This is a genomic window from Nonomuraea sp. JJY05, from assembly GCF_043496855.1.
Taxonomy (GTDB): Bacteria; Actinomycetota; Actinomycetes; order Streptosporangiales; family Streptosporangiaceae; genus Nonomuraea.
In genome coordinates, this window is record NZ_JBIEIS010000007.1 from 82174 (window position 1) to 99681 (window position 17508).

A 17508-nucleotide genomic window follows, 5' to 3' on the forward strand; every position below is an offset into this window, starting at 1 on the left:
CAGGGATGGCGTAGATGGGTGACGAGTGGAAGCCGATCAGGCTCTATGACTACCTCGGCAACAGCAAGCCGGGCATCTTCGTCACCAGGGCCCAGGTCGTCTCCTATTTGAAGGCCACCGACCCGGACCGCATCGAGAGCGCCGGGAACAGCTACATCAAGGCGGCCGAGCTGGTCCACGGCAAGAGCGGGCTTGAGGGCACGCTCATGAAGGCCGCCGAGGAGCTCGCGGAGGTCTGGCGCGGCGACGGCGCCACGACGGCGCTGGAGGCGCTGCGGCTGCTGCACGCGAGCGCCGCCGCGCTCGGCGACGCCATGGAGAAGACCGGCAAGCCGATGGTCGAGTACGCCCAGCAGCTCAGGACGTCCAAGACGACCATGCCCGGGCCCACCGCCCTCAGCACCACGACCAATGTCGACAACGAGCCCTCGACGAACCTCAACCCGCAGTTGGGGACCGCCGGGTATCTGGTGGACGTGGCGGCCCGGAACCATCTGGAGCAGCTGAACAACAAGATCAACGATCTGAACGCGCGGATGGCCGACGGCCTGGCGTTCAAGCTGCCCGAGATCCAGCCCATGGTGGTGGAGACCCAGAAGCAGGACCACCTCGACCCCGGCAGCGGCACCAACACGCCGTCGGGCGAGACGAGGTACTGGACCGGCGACGGCACGGGCGACGGCTCGAAGGGCTCGACCGGCACCGACGGCACCACCGGCACCGGTCGTGACGGCGCCGACGGCTCCAACGGCTCCGACGGCAAGGGCGACCAGAACCCCGGCAAGGACCAGGACCCGGGGCGGGACGATCCGGGCCAGGACCCGGGCAAGGGACAGGACGACCCGTCCACGGGAGACCCGTCCGACCCCCAGCAGCCCGGCACCGGCACGGGCACCGGCGGCTCGCCGCAGAAGCCCGGGGACCAGGACCAGAGCGTGCCTCCGGTGATCGGCGCCGACCCGCCGAAGACCCAGCTCGCCGACGCCGGCAACCCGACTTACCCGACCACCACCACGCCGACCACGGGTTACCCGCAGCAGTCCACACCCAACCTGCTCACCAACCCGCCCACCACGCAGATGCCGACGAGCACCCCGTTCTCCCCTGTTCCGGGGCAGAGCACCGGCGGGCCCGGCACCTGGTACGGCATGGGCGGCTCGGGAGCGGGGGCCGCGCCGGCGGTGCTCCGCGGCGGGGCGGGGGCCTCGGGTCCGGGGCTCATGGCGTACCCGCCGGGAGGCATGGGCGCGGGCGGCGACCAGCGCAGCGAGCGCGACCGCGAGATCTACGACCCCGAAGGGGACATCTGGTCCTCCACACACCAGATCAGCCCCGACCGCATCGGCTGACAGAACAACGAAAAGCCCGGCTCACACCCACGTGAGCCGGGCTTTTTCAGCCCTCCATGCGCTGCCGGATCCTGTCCAGCTCTCCCATGAGGTCCTCGTACGTGCGGTTGTAGGCCGCCTCGGCCTGCCGTACCAGCTCCAGGCCGCCCTCGGAGTCCTGGGCGAAGCGCATGGGGTTGTTCTCCTCGCCGAAGACGTTCCCCATCTCCTCCGAGATCCGCCGCTGCAGGTCGGCGTTGGCCTCCGCGATGACGGCCTTGATGCGCTCGGCCAGCTCGGCCGAGTTGAGCCGCATGGCCTTGGGGTGCAGGACGAGCTCCTTGAGCCCCGTGCTGCCGAACTCGGCCATGACGAACCCGTCCTCGTCCTGGGCCTGGCCCGTCAGATCCTGCAGGACCCGCTGCAACTCGCCGGCCCGCGCCATCTGCTGGTCGGCGTTGCTGAGGATCCGGTTGATGTCCAGCGCACCGAAATCCCGCTCGATCATCCCTCATACCCCACAAGACACAGAAGCCGCTTTTCTCCCACCCTATCCATCAGGGCGTGGAGATCTCCCGTTTCGGCTCGATCCAGTCGAAGTCCTGGTAGCGCGGGGGCAGCCCGTTGTTCTTGGCGGGCTCCGCGAAGGAGGGGTACTTCTTGGCGTCGATCTCGATCGACTTGAAGTCGACCGCGGCCTCGCCGCCCGGCGTGATGTAGTTCCACTGGTGGTTCCTCTTCACCATGGTCGACAGCACCTCGCCGCCCTCCTTCAGGGTGCTGGCCAGCGAGGTGGCCAGGAAGAGCGTGGCGATGTTGACCTCGGCGGTGATGTACTTCTCCATCAGCACCCCCCACACCGAGCTCTGCGGCACCCGCTGCAGCGCCTTGGCGGCGAGAAGCAGGCCGATGGCGGCGGCCGACGTGCGCAGGACCCAGGTCCAGAAGCTCCGGTAGGACGCCGCGACCTCGTCGAGCGAGCTGCCGCCCGTGTTCAGGACGTTGCGCAGCACCTCCGACTCGCGCTGGAAGGTCCACAGCACCCGGTCGAACTCGTCGCGGTCCATCGCGATCCAGCCGTCCTTGGCCGTGTCGCGCAGCTGCGGGAGCAGGTTCTTCATCCCGCCGTCGAGCCGCTGGGCCATGCCGCTCTGCCAGACGCTGACCGCCTGGGCCATGCCCGGCTCGTTGGCGAGCATCCCGCCGCAGATGGCGATGGCGGGAGACAGCCCCAGGGCGAGCCTGCCCGCCCTTTTCAGCATGTTGAGCGCCTTCTCCCCCAGTGACGGCAAGGCCGGGCGGGCCGCGTTCATCTCGGGAGCCGGGCCGAACTTCCCTGCGCCCAAGTTCGCGCGCGAGGCGCCATTGGCAGCGTAGTTCTGGGGGGTGTGGGTTACGGGCTGATTCGGTGGAGGGTAGGCGTAGGGGTTGCCGGGAACGGGCCTGGGCTGCGTATACGGCTGGTACGGGCGCGGGCTGGTGGGCGTCGTGGAGTAGGGATTCGGGGTGGCGTACGGGTTGGAGTAGGGATTGGCCGGCACCGGCTGGGCGGGCGCCGGGGGCCGGGTGTGCGCCCAGGGGTCCGGGGCAGCCGGCTGCGGCGGCGGGGTGCCCATCAGCCGCGGTACCTCACGATGCTGGCCTCCTCGGCCGCGCGCCAGTTGCGCCTGGCCCGCTCCAGAGCCCCCGACCAGCTCTCCACGGCGTCCTCCATTTCGGTGAACGTGGTGTCCGCCCAGCGGCGGAACTCCTCGTACGCGCCGCCGATCATCACGCCGCCGATCGCCCCGAAGCCGAGCCCGCCCACGGCCGTGTACGAGATGAGCCCGTGGATGAACTCCACATTCGGGTGCAGCTCCTCGTCGACGCGCTTTCGCGTGTGCGCGATGGTGGAGGAGGTGACGTAGATCTCTTGCCCGGATTTACCCTGTTGTTGCCCCACAAATCGGCATTCTTGTCCACATATCGCTACTAAGCGGCTCACTTGCTCCGATCTTCATGATCGATTCAGCGGCTCGCCAGCCTGCGATCGCCTCCAGTTAACCCTGCGCCGATGGCGTGGCGTGTCATGGACTACACCGAGGACGACGTGGACAGACTCCTGCGGGACAACGAGCGGGAGCTCACGCGCCTGGCCGCGGCCGCCGCCGAGCTGCGGCTGATCACCGGCAAGGGGGAGAGCCGCAGCGGCATGACCAGCGCGGTCGTGGACGCCGACGGCCGGCTCCAGAGCGTGGTCTTCTCGCCGCGCGTGCTGCGCCTGGACGTGAGAACCCTGGCGGAAGAGGTCGTCCAGGCGGTGCGCCAGGCGCAGGAGGACCAGGGACGCCAGGCCCACGAGCTGCTGGCCGTGCCGCAGTCGCAGATCGTCGGGCTGGAGGAGATCCAGCGGCAGTTCGCCGAGTTCCAGGACAGGTTCGGCGCGGAGACGGCCGAACGGAACGACCGGCTCCGGCGGCTCGGCGAGCGGGACCCCCGCGACTTCTGACCCGCCGGGCCGGGCCGCTTCGGCGGCGGTGCAATTCGGCCGGCCCGACAGGACACGGACCGCTTCGGCGGCGGTCCAAGGCGGTCAGCCCGACAGGCCGCGGATCCAGGTGTAGACGTCGAGGACGCCGAGCGCCAGCGGGAAGAGCGCGATCAGCAGGATGACGTCCACCACCTCGCCCGCGCGCCCCCAGAACGGCGAGAGCCGCCCGGTCGGCAGCCACAGGCCGAGCCCGACGACCAGCATCGCCAGCCAGAGCACGCCCATCACGACGGCCGCGGCGGCCACCGTGCCCGCGCCCGCGCTCAGCTCGATCCCCACCGCGATCAGCCCGGCCAGGCCCGTGCCCAGCAGCCAGAGCCGCTGGCCGAGGCCGTGGAAGACGCGGGCGCGCAGCAGCAGCACCAGGGAGAGCACGACGGCCATCGAGACCGCCATCCAGGTCGGCGTGGTGACCAGGAAGGCCATCGCGCCGATGGCGGTGAGCACGATGCCGACGACCATGCCGGTGGCGTACCGGCGGGCCTGCGCGGTGCGGGCCAGGACGCCCTCGCTGTCCAGCCGCTGGTTGTCGGCCCGCAGTTCCTCGGCGTTGGTGGGCAGGGCCGGCAGCGGCACCCTGGCGATCCTGAACGACAGCGTGGGGATCAGCGGGCTGAGCGCGATCAGGATCGTGACCGTCATCGACGCCACGCCCGCCGGGGGCAGGTCGAACACCATGACGGTGGCGGACGCGAGCGCCCCCGCCACGGTCGCGATGGACGTGCCGAGGAAGCCCGCCACGCCGTCGGCCACCACCGTGCCCCCGATGGTGGCCACCAGCGCGGTGCAGGTCAGCGCGGCCAGCAGGTGCGGGGCGCCGAGCCCGCCCACGGAGGAGCCGCTGACCAGGCCGTACAGGCCGGCCAGGAACGCGTACGGCAGCGCCGCGTAGCCGATCAGCGCGCCCGCGGAGGAGTCGCCGACGGCCCTGGACAGGGCCGCGCTGACGCCGATCAGCAGCAGCGCGAGCATGCCCGCGACCACGGTCACGCCCAGCGGCGCGCTCCCGGACAGCACCAGCGCGGGCGCGCCGAGCGCGAGCATGATGGCCGCGGCGCCCGCACCCATGGCCCGGGTGTGGCGGGCCTCCCATTTGCCCGAGCTCTCCTTGACGCCCGTGGCGACCACGTCGGCCACGTCGTCGAACAGCGCGGGCGGCAGCGTGAGCTCGCTCGGCCGCAGGTAGAGCAATTCGCCGTCCAGGACGCCCAGGGACGCGAGCGTCTGCCCGAGGTCGAACGGCGCGCCGCCGAGCCGCTGGAGCACCCAGCCGGGCGGTCCGGCCGCGTCGCCGCCGGCCTCGCCGACCGCGCGCAGCAGTCCGGGCAGCACGTGCGGGAGCGGGATGTCGGCAGGCAACGCCAGATCGACCCGGCGGCGCGGGGCCACGATCGTGACGTGGCACAACGGCGCCACCGGCGCGCGCATCTGCGGCTGAGCGCCTGGATGCGTCGGCGGCAGCCCGGGCGGCCCCGGCGGCATCGGCCGCATGGGCTGCATCGGCTGGTGGGCGAGCGAGGTCACGGCCACTCCAGGTCTGACTGACTAAATCCGACATGCCGAACATATAGGGATGGCACGTCTGGTAAGAAAGTGTTCCAGGTGACAGGAGGGTTGTCCCGTCAGTGAGCATTGTTGTTGTTCGGCGCCCGGAACGCCGTCCCAGCCCCCAGCCACCGCGTGGGGAAATCCTGCTGGAGTCTCCGCCGGAGATCCCCGAGCTGCAGCCCGCCGGGATGACCGGCGTCCTCATGTACGTCCCCATGCTGGCAGGCGCGGCGGCCATGGGGCTGATGTTCACCGCGGGCGGTAACGCCAATCCCATCATGTACGTGGCCAGCGGCCTGTTCGCGGTCTCGATGCTGGGCATGACGGTCGGCCAGTTCGGCCGCAACGCGGGCGAGCGCAAGAACCGGCTCAACGGCCTGCGCCGCGACTACTTCCGCTACCTCTCGCAGATCCGCAAGCGCGTCCGCAAGGCCGCCGTCCAGCAGCGCGAGGCCCTGGAGTGGAGCGGCCCCGCCCCCGAGTCGCTCTGGTGGGTGGCCATGGGGCCACGCCTGTGGGAGCGCAGGCCGCGTGACGACGATTTCGGCACGGTACGGCTCGGCACGGGCGTGCAGAAGCTGGCCGTGCAGCTCATCCCGCCCGACTCCAAGCCGGTCGAGGACCTCGACGCGCTGACGGCCGGCGCGCTGCGCAGGTTCGTGCGCTCGCACGCCACGGTCTCTGGGCTGCCCGTGGCGGTGGCGCTCAACTCCTTCGCCCGGATCCACCTCAGCGGGGAACCGCGGGCCGTACGCGGCCTGGTACGGGCGATGATCGCCCAGCTCGTCACCTTCCACTCCCCCGACGACATGCGGGTCCTGGTGTGCGCCAGCAAGGAGTGGATGCCCCACTGGGACTGGGTCAAGTGGCTGCCGCACGCGCTGCACCCCGAGGAGATGGACGCGGCCGGTCAGGTGCGGCTGATGGGTGAGAACCTGTCCCAGCTCGACCAGCTCGTGGGCGACGAGCTGAAGGAGCGGGCCAGGTTCCGTCCGGGCACGGCGTCGGACGCGCTGCCGTACCACGTGGTGATCGTGGACGGCGGGCACGTGCCGCACGACTCCCAGCTCGGCACCGACGCCATCCAGGGCGTCACGGTGATCGACCTGTCGGAGGCGACGGGGCCGGTCGAGGAGGCCAGCACGCTGCGGCTGGAGATCCAGCCCGACGGGTTCCACATGGTGAAGATCGACCATGCGGGCAAGCGGTCCACGACCCGGCTGGGCGACCCCGACAAGCTGGACTACGCGCGCGCGGAGGGCCTGGCCAGGCAGCTCGCGCCGCTGCGGGCCTCGGCGGGCTCCGGCGGCGAGTCGCAGGACCTGCTCGGCACCAACACCACGCTGACCGAACTGCTCGGCGTGGGCGACCCGAGCCGGCTCTCGCCCGCCGTCACCTGGCAGCCCAGGGCGGGCCGCAACCGGCTGCGCGTGCCCATCGGCATGGGCGCCGACGGCCGGGTGGTCGAGCTGGACATCAAGGAGTCCGCGCAGGGCGGGATGGGCCCGCACGGCCTGGTCATCGGCGCGACCGGCTCCGGCAAGTCGGAGCTGCTGCGCACGCTCGTGCTGGGCCTGGCGATCACCCACTCCTCCGAGATCCTCAACTTCGTCCTGGTCGACTTCAAGGGTGGCGCGACGTTCCTCGGCCTGGAGGGGCTCTCGCACGTCTCCGCCGTCATCACCAACCTGGAGGACGAGCTCCCCCTGGTCGACCGCATGCACGACGCCCTGCACGGCGAGATGGTGCGCCGGCAGGAGCTGCTGCGCGCGGCGGGCAACTACGCCTCGCTGCGCGACTACGAGCGGGCCCGCGAGCAGGGCGCCGACCTGCGGCCGATGCCGACGCTGTTCATCGTGCTGGACGAGTTCAGCGAGCTGCTGTCGGCCAAGCCCGAGTTCATCGACCTGTTCGTGATGATCGGCCGGCTGGGCCGCTCGCTCGGCGTGCACCTGCTGCTGGCCTCCCAGCGGCTGGAGGAGGGGCGGCTGCGCGGCCTGGACACCCACCTGTCCTACCGGGTCGGCCTGCGGACGTTCTCCGCGATGGAGAGCCGGGTCGTGCTGGGCGTGGCGGACGCGTACGAGCTGCCGTCGGCGCCGGGCAACGGCTACCTGAAGTTCGACACGACCGGTATGACCAGGTTCAAGGCCGCGTACGTCTCCGGTGCCCACCACGACGACCCCGCGCAGGCGGTCGCCCCCGACGGCACGGCGGCGATCCGCGAGGTGGTCGAGTACGGCCCCACCTTCATGCCGCTGCCCGAGATCACCAAGCCCGTCCAGGTGGCGCCGAAGCCGGAGGAGGAAGAGCCCGCCGGCGGCAACCAGCGCAGCCTGCTCGACGTCGTGGTCGGCCGGCTGGCCGGGCACGGCCCGGGGGCGCACCGCATCTGGCTGCCGCCGCTGGCCGAGCCGCCTACCCTGGCGCACCTGCTGCCCCCGCTCTCCGTCACCACCGAGCACGGCCTGACGACCGCGGGCTGGCAGGGCCGGGGCAAGCTGCACGCCGTCATCGGCATCATCGACAAGCCGTTCGAGCAGCGCCGCGACCCGTTCTGGCTGGACGTTTCCGGCGCCGCCGGACACGTCGGGGTGGCGGGCGGCACCCAGAGCGGCAAGAGCACCGTCGTACGAACGCTCGTGGCCAGCATGGCGCTGATGCACACCCCGCGCGAGGTCCAGTTCTACTGCCTCGACTTCGGCGGTGGCGCGCTCGCCTCGCTCGAAGGGCTGCCGCACGTCGGCGGCGTGGCCACCCGTCTCGACGGCGACCGGGTGCGCCGTACGGTGGCCGAGATCGGCGCCATCCTGGAGCAGCGCGAGCGTGACTTCGGCGAGCATGGCATCGAGTCGATGGCCTCCTACCGGCAGCTGCGCGAGGAGGGCGCGATCGAGGGCGACGGCTGGGGCGACGTGTTCCTGGTGGTGGACGGCTGGCTGACGCTCAGGCAGGAGTTCGACTCGCTGGAGCCGACCATCACCGACATCGCGGCGCGCGGGCTCGGCTACGGCATCCACCTCATCGCCGCGACCAACAAGTGGTCGGAGTTCCGGCCGAGCATCCGCGACCTGCTCGGCACCAAGATCGAGCTCAAGCTCGGCGACGCCTACGAGTCGGAGGTCAGCAGGAAGAAGGCGCTGGCCGTGCCGGAGGCGGCGCCGGGCCGGGGGCTGACGAAGGACGGGTTCCACTTCCTGTCCGCGCTGCCCAGGATCGACGGGGTGCAGAACTCGGCGGACCTGGCGGCCGGGGCGCGCTCGCTGGTGCAGGCCGTACGGGACTCCTGGCAGGGGACGCCCGCGCCGCGCGTCAGGCTGCTCCCCGCCGTCCTGCCCGTGTCCGCGCTGCCGGATGACCGGGAGCGGATCCCGATCGGCATCGACGAGGCGGCGCTGGCGCCCGTCATCCTCGACTTCGACGCCGACCCGCACTTCGTGGTCTTCGGCGAGAACGAGAGCGGCAAGTCGAACCTGCTGCGGCTCATCTCCGAGGGGCTGGTGGCGCGCAAGCAGCCGAGCGAAGCCATGATGATCGTGATCGACTACCGCAGGGCGCTGCTCGACTCGGCGGCGACCCCGCACCGCATCGGCTACGCCGCCTCCAGCGCGGCCGCCGCCGACCTGATCAACGACGCCAAGGGCGCCCTGCTGAGCCGCCTGCCCCCGGCCAACCTGACGTCCGAGCAGCTGCGCGACCGCAGCTGGTGGCAGGGCTCCGACCTGTACATCATCGTCGACGACTACGACCTGGTCGCGACCTCGTCCAACCCGCTGCACCCGCTGGTGGACCTGCTGCCGCAGGCCCGCGACATCGGCCTGCACGTCGTGCTGGCCCGCCAGATGGGCGGCGCGGGCCGTGCCATGTTCGACCCGGTCATCCAGCGTTTGAAGGACATGGCCACACCGGCGCTGCTCATGTCCGGCAGCAAGGACGAGGGCTACCTGTTCGGCAACGTACGGCCTCAGACGCTGCCGCCGGGCCGCGGCTTCCTGGTCGACCGGCGATACGGCGCGCGCCTGACGCAGACGGCATACCTGGACGCGGACAAGACACGGGGAGAATGATGGCGGATCTGGAGATTCACCTCTCGGCGCTGGACAGGTGCCGCACAGCCATCCACAAGGCCGCCGGCCAGTACGAGGAGACGCTGAACGAACGCAACCCCGGCAAGCTCACCTACGGCGACGACGGTGAGCCGCGCAACAACCGCACCGCCGTCGCCGCCGACACCTTCGGCCACCTGGAGGACTCCGGCACGCTGGCCACCGCCGCGAACGACGTCTGGACCGCGGTGATCGGCGAGATGGACCAGGCCCGCCGGAAGCTCGGCGGGGTCGAGCGGGGCCTGAGCACCGTGGAGGAGAACATCCGCAAGACCCACAGGGCGACCTCATGAGCGTCGCCCACCTGCCCGGAGGCGACGCGCTCGACGCGATGCTGAAGAAGGTGACCGGCGACCCAGGCGCCATCGACAAGATCGCCGCCGCCTGGCGCAGCGTGTCGGGCGACATCAACGAGTTCGACGGGGCGCTGGGGGCCGCGGTCCAGACGGTGGACGACGCCTGGAAGGGCCACTCCTCCAACCAGTTCGCCACCTATATGCGTAAGTACGGCACCGCGGCCGAGGACCTGAAGCTGGCGCTGTCCAACTCCGCGTCCTCGCTCGAGACCGCCGCCTCCGCGCTGCGTACCTCGCACACCGAGATCGGCTCCATCTGCCGCGACCTGACCACCAACGCCGCCAGCTACAAGACCACCTACTACCGCGAGCACCCCGACGCCAAGGAGGCGGACGTGGAGCCCGGGTTGCGGAAGCTGGTCGATCAGGCGAAGACCGAGGCCCAGCCGTGGGTGGACTCGGCGGACAAGGCGGTCAGCAAGGCCAAGAAGGACATCAAGGGGTTCCTGGACGATCGCACGCTCACTTTCCACGCGATCCCGGATGTCACCACGCAGGAGTTCACTCCGGCGCCGGGGCGGAAGATCGTCTGGGAGCCGGATCCCGAGTACCAGCCGCGTACCACCCTGCAGGGGGCCGGCGGCGGGAACGGGCCCGGCGGCGGTGGCGGAGGCACGTCCGGGTTCGGGGGCTACGGCCCCAGCGGCCCCCCGCCCGCCGGAGGCGGTCCCGCGCCGACGGGCCAGGTCAAGGAGTGGATCGAGCAGGCCATCGCGATCCTGGAGAAGAACGGCGTGCCGGCCTCGAAGATGAACGCCAGCGACATCTGGATGATCATCCAGCACGAGTCCGGCGGCAATCCCAACGCGATCAACAACTGGGACTCCAACGCGGCCAAGGGCACGCCGTCCAAGGGCCTCATGCAGACCATCGACCCGACGTTCAACTCGTACTCGCTGGCCGGGCACAAGAACATCTACAACCCGGTGGACAACATCATCGCGGGCGTCCAGTACGCGATCTCGCGCTACGGCTCGGTGTCGAACGTGCCGGGCGTGGTCAACACCAAGCGCGGCCTGGGCTACGTCGGCTACTGAACGGCAGATGGGCCCGGATCCAAGCGATCCGGGCCCATCTGTCGTTCAAGGAGCGCTCAGGCTCCGCAGCTGCCCCAGCCCGCGCTGGTGCTCGTGCCACCGGCGCTGCCGGAGAAACGCACGCACTTGCCCCTGGCGGGCAGCTTGACCGGGCCGGCGTAGTAATCGAAGCTGCCGGATTCCGTCTTGCTGCCGCCGCCCTGGACCTCCAGGGTGGCGCTGACCGTCGTCTTCTTGCCGATGTCAGTGGTCTTGAGGGTGACCACGCAGTTCTCGCCGGTGCTGTTGTTCCAGAGCTGGTACGTCACCCCGCCGCCGAAGGGGCTGGACCGCTGGACCGAGAAGCCGGGGCCGCACACCTGGGTGGGCGAGTACGGGTTCGTCGTCTTGGTGGGCGTCGGCGTCGGCTTGGCCGTCGTCTTCGTGGGGGTGGGCGTGGGCTTGGCCGTCGTCTTGGTGGGCGTCGGCGTCGGCTTGGCCGTCGTCTTCGTCGGAGTCGGGGTCGGCGTCGGCTCCGGCTCCTTCGTCGGGGTCGGCTCCTGCGTCGGCGTCGGCGTCGGCGTGGGCGTGGGCGTGGGCGTCGGGGTGGGCGTCCTGTCCACCGTCTTCGTGACGGTCGCCGTCGGCTTCGCGTGCCGCGTCTTGGTGGGCGTCGGCGTCGACTCGGCCGTGTTGGTCGGAGCCGGCTGCGTGGCGGTGGCGACCGGCTGCTGCGGAACCGGCTGGGTCGGGATCGCGGCCGGCGTGGTGGGCACGGTGGTCAGCTCGGGCACCGGGGGCACGGTCGAGGACCACTCGGTGGGCAGCGTCAGCGGCCCGACACCCGAGTCGTCCGGGGCCGCCGTGGCGCCCCAGGGCACCGTGGCCTCGGGCGCCGTCTGCTGCGGATCGGCGCCGCCGCCGAGCGGGTCCGTGCCCTGCGTGCCGGGGGTCACCGGGGCGCTGGCGGGCACCGGGATCTCGTCCGCGTTGGCCTGCGCCATGGAGGCCGGGTTGACCTGCTGCAGCTTCACGTACCTGTTCGCGCCCCAGAGGCCGAGAGCCGAGATGAGCGCGACCACGGCGACCCCGGCGACCAGCCCCAGCGGGAAGCCCCGGCGCGGCCGGGGAGCGGCCCCGGAGGGCACGGCCTCGAGCCTGATGTGCTGCGGCTGCTGGTCCGGCTCCGGCGGGCCCCACATCGGCGCCTCGGACTGGTGCTGGTGCGGCACCGGCAGGCCCTGCATGGGCGGACCCTGCATGGGCGGACCCTGCATCGGGGGCCCCTGCACGGGCTGGCCCGGCACGAACGGCGGCCCCTGGACGGGCGGCGGGCCGGCGACCAGCGTGTCCTGCGGCGGCACGGGGCCGCCCTGGCCGGGCACGCCGGGGACCGGGACGCCCTGGATCGGCACGCCCTCGATGGCGGTCTGCGTGGCCGCGGGCGGCTTGGCGTTGCCGCCGAGCAGCTGCATGAGCGCGCTGTACGTGGTCGGCCGCTTGCCGACCTCCTTGGACAGCGCCGCCAGCACCACCCTGCGCACCGGCTCGGCCTCGATCTCGACCTCGGGCTCGCCGCTCAGCACCGCGTCACGGCCGGCGAACGGCGCCTTGCCCATGGCCGCGAACGCGATGGTCGCCGCCCAGGCGAACACGTCCGCGTAGGGGCCGTACTGCAGGCCGAGCAGCTGCTCGGGGGCCTGGTAGGCGATCTCGCCCACCGGCTCGCCGATCCCGGCGTCGGTGACCCGCGGACCCTCGGGGCCGAGGATCACGTTGTGGGGCGTGAGCGACTTGTGCGAACGGCCGGCGAGGTGGATGGCCGACAGCGCGGTCAGCACCCCGACCGCGACCCGTTCGAGCGCGTCCCCGGTCAGCGGCCCGTCCTCGGCCACCGCCTCGGCCAGGCTCTTGCCTTCGACGTGCTCTCTGACGACGTACGGGCGGTCCTCGTGCATTCCGGCGTCCAGCACCCTGGCCACGTACGAGCTGGAGACCTGTTTGGCCGCCAGGTGCTTGGCAGGCGCGTCGGCGCCGGCGTCCGGATCGGCCGGGAGCAGCTTCACCGCGACGATGGGGGCGTCCTCGGACTCGCGGCCAAGGAACACCTCGCCCCGCGGCCCCTCTCCCAGCCGGCCAACAATGCTGAGATCGCCGATCCGCTCTGGATCACCAGGGCGCAAAGCGTGCATGACTAAACCTTTCACGGCAAAGCATGATCTAGTCACATTGAACCAGATCTTTCACTTCCGCATCAGAAGTTTCGGGCCGTACCCGACAATTCACCGTTTTGTTTCCTTGCAGCCCCAGTCACTCGGGGCGGCCGGGCCGCCAGCCCCTGCGGCGGCCCATCGGGATCATGACGCGGGTGACCGCCACCAGCAGCGCCAGCCCGAGCGCCGATCCGGCGATGATCAGGGCCAGGTTGATCGCGTCGTGGTCCACGGGCGGGACCTTGGCCACGGCGTCCGCGGAGAGCGGGCTGGGCGGAGGGGGCGCGACCACGGGGGCGTCGGCGGGCTCGTACGGGAGGATCGCGCTGAGCGCGAGCATCGGGTTGACCATGCCGGCGCCCTTGCCGCCGCCCGTGGCGCCGTCGGCGGTGGCGATGATGCGCTGGCGCACCTGGGCCTGGTCCAGCTTCGGGAAGCGGGCCCGGACGAGCGCGGCCACCCCGGCGACGTAGGGGGCGGCGTAGCTGGTGCCGTTGAGGTCCTTGAAATAGGAGCGGCCGGGCCAGGTGGACGTGATGCCCTGGCCGGGGCCGAGCACGGCGACGGGGGTCTTGACGTTGGAGAAGTTGGACAGGATGCCGTTCGGGCCCGCCGCGCCCACCGCGAGCACCCCGTCGTAGGCGGCCGGGTAGGCGGGCACGGGGGTCCCGTCCTCCTTCGTGACGTTGCCGGCCGCGGCCACGATCACCGCGTCCTTGGCCAGCGCGTACTGCACGACCTCGCGCAGCGAGGGCAGGTCGCTCGTCGACACCGACACGTTGATGACCTCGGCGCCCTCGTCCGCGGCCGCCTTGATGGCCTTGACCAGCAGCTCGGGGTCACCGTCCCGCTCGGAGACGGTCTGCTTGTACGACAGCAGCCGAGCGCCGGGCGCCATGCCGTAGAAGAGCACGCCCTGCATGTACTGGGCGCCGATGATGCCCGCCACCGCGGTCCCGTGGCCCACGCAGTCTCGGTAGCCGGTGCCGGTGAGGTCGGCCCGGCCCGCCAGGCGGATCTGCGGGTGCTGCAGGTCGACGCCGCTGTCGATGATGGCCACTTTCACGCCCGCGCCGGTGGACAGCGACCAGACGCGTTTGGGGTCGAGCCGTTTCTGCGCCCAGGACTCGCCCACCTGCATGGTGCCCCTGGGCGGCTGGCACTGGTCCCGCACGGCCGCGGGCGCCAGCGGGACCTGCAGGGCGAGCACGCTCGCCACCAAGGCGCGACCAATCATGGGGAAAAAGCGTAGCTTGCCGGGTTCGGGCGGCGGTGGGGCCTGTCCGATTCAAGTCCGAGTCAAGCCCGATTCAGGCCGGGATTCAAGCCGGGATCCGGGCCGAGGTTCGGGCCGGGATCCGGCTTCGGCGGAAGGAAGCCCCGGCTCCCTCGCCAGGGCCCCGATCCGTCTCATTTCGTTGCGGACTCGATGTTCTGGCGGTAGGTGCCGATGACGCGCGAAGCCTCCTGCAGCTCCTCGGTCATGCGCTGGAAGGCCGTGCGGTAGTTCTGCCACGCCTGTTGGAAACGCTGGGCGCCCGGCCCCGTCCACGCCGTGCCGACCTTGGCGGCCTCACGGTCGAGCGCGGTCATGGTGGTGCGGACCGCCTCCGACTGCTGCGTGAACTGACTGGCCATCTGCTGCATTTCCGCGGGGTCGCCGCCGAGCATGCTCTGGCTCATGCATACCTCCTGGAACATGGGGAAAGCGCCCTCAACTTAAGGTGTGACCACCTACCGTCGCCTGAGATATACCGAGCGGCTATGGTCTACCCGAGGATTGTTCGGATTCGTCTCGGGGAGCACTCGGGTCATGCGCGAGGTTGTGGTGACCGGCGGAGGCACCGGCATCGGATACGCCGTCGCGGCCGCGTTCGTCTCGCTCGGCGACCGCGTCACCGTCACCGGCCGCCGCGAACACGTGCTGAAGGAGGCCGCGACCCGGCTCGGGGCGGCGCACGTGGCGTTCGACGCCTCCAGCCCCGTCGCCGTCAAAGAGGCGCTGGACAGCCTGCCGCCGCACGTGGACGTGCTGGTCAACAACGCCGGCGGCAACACCAACCTCGACCGCAGGCAGCCCGGCGAGCTGATGGACGTGGCCGAGGCCTGGTGGGCCAACCTCAACGCCAACCTCATGTCCGCCGTCCTCGTCACTACCGCGCTGACGCCGCGGCTGAGGGAGGGCGGCCGGATCGTCTCGATCGGCTCCATCGCCGCGCGTGGCACGGGCTCCGGCTCGTACGGCGCCGCCAAGGCCGCCCTGGAGTCCTGGACCGCGGACCTGGCCGCCGAGCTCGGCCCCCGGCGCATCACCGCGAACGTGGTCGCCCCCGGCCTCGTCCTGGACACCGAGTTCTTCCGCGGCCGGCTGACCGACGACGGCATCAGGGCACGGGTGGAGAACACGCGTAACGGGCGCCCTGGCACCCCCTCTGACGTCGCCGATACCGTTCTGTTCCTGGCCTCCGCGGGAGCCAGGCACGTGACCGGGCAGGTGCTCCATGTGAACGGCGGCGCGTACCTGGGCCGCTGAACCTCTCAGGAAGGACTTAGGTCGGTGCGGAAGGTTCTGATCGCCAATCGCGGCGAGATCGCGGTACGGGTGGCCCGCGCGTGCCAGGACGCCGGGATCGGAAGTGTGGCCGTCTACGCCGACCAGGACCTCGACGCGCTGCACGCCAAGGTCGCCGACGAGGCGTACGCGCTGGGCGGCCGGTCCCCCGCCGAGACCTACCTCGACATCGCCAAGCTGCTCGACGTCGCGCGGCGCTCCGGCGCCGACGCCGTACATCCCGGATACGGCTTCCTGGCCGAGAACGCCGCCTTCGCGCAGGCCGTCATCGACGCGGGCCTGATCTGGATCGGCCCGCCGCCGGACGCCATCGCGGCGCTCGGCGACAAGGTGCGGGCCAGGCACATCGCGCAGAAGGTCGGCGCGCCGCTGGTCGCGGGCACCAAGGACCCCGTCTCCGGGGCGGCCGAGGTCGTGGCGTTCGCAGAGGAGCACGGGCTGCCGATCGCGATCAAGGCGGCCTACGGCGGCGGCGGGCGCGGCATCAAGGTGGCGCGCGACCTGGCGGAGGTCGCCGAGCTGTACGAGTCGGCCGTGCGCGAGGCCGTCGCGTCGTTCGGGCGGGGCGAGTGCTTCGTGGAGCGCTACCTCGACCGGCCGCGCCACGTCGAGACGCAGTGCCTGGCCGACGCGCACGGCAACGTGGTCGTGGTCAGCACGCGCGACTGCTCGCTCCAGCGCCGCCACCAGAAGCTGGTGGAGGAGGCGCCGGCGCCGTTCCTGTCGCGGGAGCAGGTGGAGATCCTCTACTCCGCCTCCAAGGCCATCCTGAAGGAGGCGGGCTACGTCGGGGCCGGCACGTGCGAGTTCCTCGTGGGGCAGGACGGGACGATCTCGTTCCTCGAGGTGAACACCCGGCTGCAGGTCGAGCACCCGGTCACCGAGGAGGTGTCGGGGATCGACCTGGTGCGGGAGATGTTCAGGATCGCCGACGGGGAGGCGCTGGAGTACGGCGACCCGGAGCTGCGCGGGCACTCGATCGAGTTCCGGATCAACGCGGAGGACGCCGGGCGCAACTTCCTGCCCGCCCCCGGAACGCTGACCGTCATGCGCCCGCCCGCCGGGCCCGGGGTGCGCCTCGACGCCGGTTACGAGGCGGGGATGACGGTGCCGCCGACGTTCGACTCGCTGGTGGCGAAGCTGGTCGTCACGGGCCGGACGCGGCAGGAGGCGCTGGAGCGGGCGCGGCGGGCGCTGGCCGAGTTCGAGATCTCGGGGATGCCAACCGTGCTGCCCTTCCATCGGGCCGTCGTGTCCGATCCGGCGTTCGTCTCCTCGCCGTTCTCGGTGCACACGCGATGGATCGAGACGGAATGGGAGAACACGGTCGCGCCGTACGAGGAGGAGATCGCCTCGTGCCCGGACGCCACCGCCGCCGGCGCTCGCGAGACGGTGACGGTCGAGGTCGGGGGCAAGCGCCTCGAAGTGGTGCTGCCCGCCGGGCTCGGGGCCTCCGCCCCGGCGCCCGCGAAGGCGCCGCGACGCGGTGGCGGCAGCGCCAGGAAGGCGTCGGCGGCGGGCGGCGACGCGCTGGTCAGCCCGATGCAGGGGACGATCGTCAAGGTCGTGGCCACGGACGGGGACGTGGTCGACGAGGGCGACACGGTCGTGGTGCTGGAGGCCATGAAGATGGAGCAGCCGCTGACCGCCCACAAATCGGGCACGATCACGGGGCTCACGGCCACGGTCGGGCAGACGGTTACGTCCGGCGCCGCCATCTGTGAGATCAAGGACACCTGACGGAGATTCCGGCATCTTCGCCACGGTGTGCGCCTGCGCGCTCGCGGACAGGTAACGTGCGCAGTGAGGAACTTTGCCGACCGCTCGTTCGTCCTCATG

General features: G+C 71.3%; 14 protein-coding genes. 7 read left to right on the plus strand and 7 right to left on the minus strand.

Annotated elements, in window-relative coordinates; genetic code table 11:
* Positions 1-14 precede the first annotated feature (14 nt).
* Entirely contained in the window at positions 15-1349 is a 1335-nt protein-coding gene (locus ACFKCF_RS11865; RefSeq protein WP_394493046.1) for a WXG100 family type VII secretion target, read from the plus strand.
* 46 nt (positions 1350-1395) lie between these two features.
* Here the strand turns inward: ACFKCF_RS11865 and ACFKCF_RS11870 are convergent, their stop codons facing one another.
* The 3 genes from ACFKCF_RS11870 to ACFKCF_RS11880 are packed head-to-tail and all read right to left on the minus strand — an operon-like array spanning position 1396 to position 3270.
* Complete coding sequence (locus ACFKCF_RS11870) at positions 1396-1836, minus strand: YbaB/EbfC family DNA-binding protein (protein ID WP_394493047.1); 441 nt, start codon at positions 1834-1836, stop codon at positions 1396-1398.
* Positions 1837-1885: 49 nt separating this feature from the next.
* Positions 1886-2944, minus strand: coding sequence for a hypothetical protein (locus tag ACFKCF_RS11875; RefSeq protein WP_394493048.1), 1059 nt, complete (start codon positions 2942-2944; stop codon positions 1886-1888).
* On the minus strand, positions 2944-3270 hold the full coding sequence (locus ACFKCF_RS11880; protein ID WP_394493049.1) for a hypothetical protein: 327 nt from the start codon (positions 3268-3270) through the stop codon (positions 2944-2946). Before ACFKCF_RS11880 ends, ACFKCF_RS11875 begins: the two co-directional genes overlap by 1 nt.
* A gap of 111 nt (positions 3271-3381) precedes the next feature.
* Here ACFKCF_RS11880 and ACFKCF_RS11885 point away from each other — a divergent pair, with 111 nt between their 5' ends.
* Positions 3382-3816 (plus strand): YbaB/EbfC family nucleoid-associated protein, encoded by a 435-nt coding sequence (locus ACFKCF_RS11885; RefSeq protein WP_394493050.1) that lies wholly within the window; start codon positions 3382-3384, stop codon positions 3814-3816.
* A gap of 84 nt (positions 3817-3900) precedes the next feature.
* Here the strand turns inward: ACFKCF_RS11885 and eccD are convergent, their stop codons facing one another.
* Positions 3901-5382 (minus strand): type VII secretion integral membrane protein EccD, encoded by a 1482-nt coding sequence (gene eccD, locus ACFKCF_RS11890; RefSeq protein ID WP_394493051.1) that lies wholly within the window; start codon positions 5380-5382, stop codon positions 3901-3903.
* 101 nt (positions 5383-5483) lie between these two features.
* On the opposite strand from eccD, the gene eccCa reads away from it, so the two are divergent.
* The 3 genes from eccCa to ACFKCF_RS11905 are packed head-to-tail and all read left to right on the plus strand — an operon-like array spanning position 5484 to position 10905.
* Positions 5484-9473: a type VII secretion protein EccCa gene (gene eccCa / locus ACFKCF_RS11895; protein WP_394493052.1), complete on the plus strand. Its 3990-nt coding sequence runs from the start codon at positions 5484-5486 to the stop codon at positions 9471-9473.
* Entirely contained in the window at positions 9473-9805 is a 333-nt protein-coding gene (locus tag ACFKCF_RS11900; RefSeq protein WP_394493053.1) for a hypothetical protein, read from the plus strand. Before eccCa ends, ACFKCF_RS11900 begins: the two co-directional genes overlap by 1 nt.
* Positions 9802-10905 carry a transglycosylase SLT domain-containing protein gene (locus ACFKCF_RS11905; RefSeq protein ID WP_394493054.1) on the plus strand — a complete coding sequence of 368 codons (1104 nt, stop codon included), beginning with the start codon at positions 9802-9804 and terminating at the stop codon, positions 10903-10905. Before ACFKCF_RS11900 ends, ACFKCF_RS11905 begins: the two co-directional genes overlap by 4 nt.
* 56 nt (positions 10906-10961) lie before the next feature.
* Here the strand turns inward: ACFKCF_RS11905 and ACFKCF_RS11910 are convergent, their stop codons facing one another.
* From ACFKCF_RS11910 to ACFKCF_RS11920, 3 genes are all read right to left on the minus strand, one after another.
* Entirely contained in the window at positions 10962-13076 is a 2115-nt protein-coding gene (locus tag ACFKCF_RS11910) for a protein kinase (RefSeq protein ID WP_394493055.1), read from the minus strand.
* Between the two features lie 118 nt (positions 13077-13194).
* On the minus strand, positions 13195-14334 hold the full coding sequence (locus tag ACFKCF_RS11915) for a S8 family serine peptidase (protein ID WP_394493056.1): 1140 nt from the start codon (positions 14332-14334) through the stop codon (positions 13195-13197).
* Between the two features lie 173 nt (positions 14335-14507).
* Complete coding sequence (locus ACFKCF_RS11920; RefSeq protein ID WP_026214895.1) at positions 14508-14780, minus strand: WXG100 family type VII secretion target; 273 nt, start codon at positions 14778-14780, stop codon at positions 14508-14510.
* A 130-nt stretch (positions 14781-14910) separates the two neighbouring features.
* Between ACFKCF_RS11920 and ACFKCF_RS11925 the strand changes: the two genes are divergently transcribed.
* Complete coding sequence (locus tag ACFKCF_RS11925) at positions 14911-15630, plus strand: SDR family NAD(P)-dependent oxidoreductase (protein WP_394493057.1); 720 nt, start codon at positions 14911-14913, stop codon at positions 15628-15630.
* 24 nt (positions 15631-15654) lie between these two features.
* Positions 15655-17409 carry an acetyl/propionyl/methylcrotonyl-CoA carboxylase subunit alpha gene (locus tag ACFKCF_RS11930; protein WP_394493058.1) on the plus strand — a complete coding sequence of 585 codons (1755 nt, stop codon included), beginning with the start codon at positions 15655-15657 and terminating at the stop codon, positions 17407-17409.
* Positions 17410-17508 lie beyond the last annotated feature (99 nt).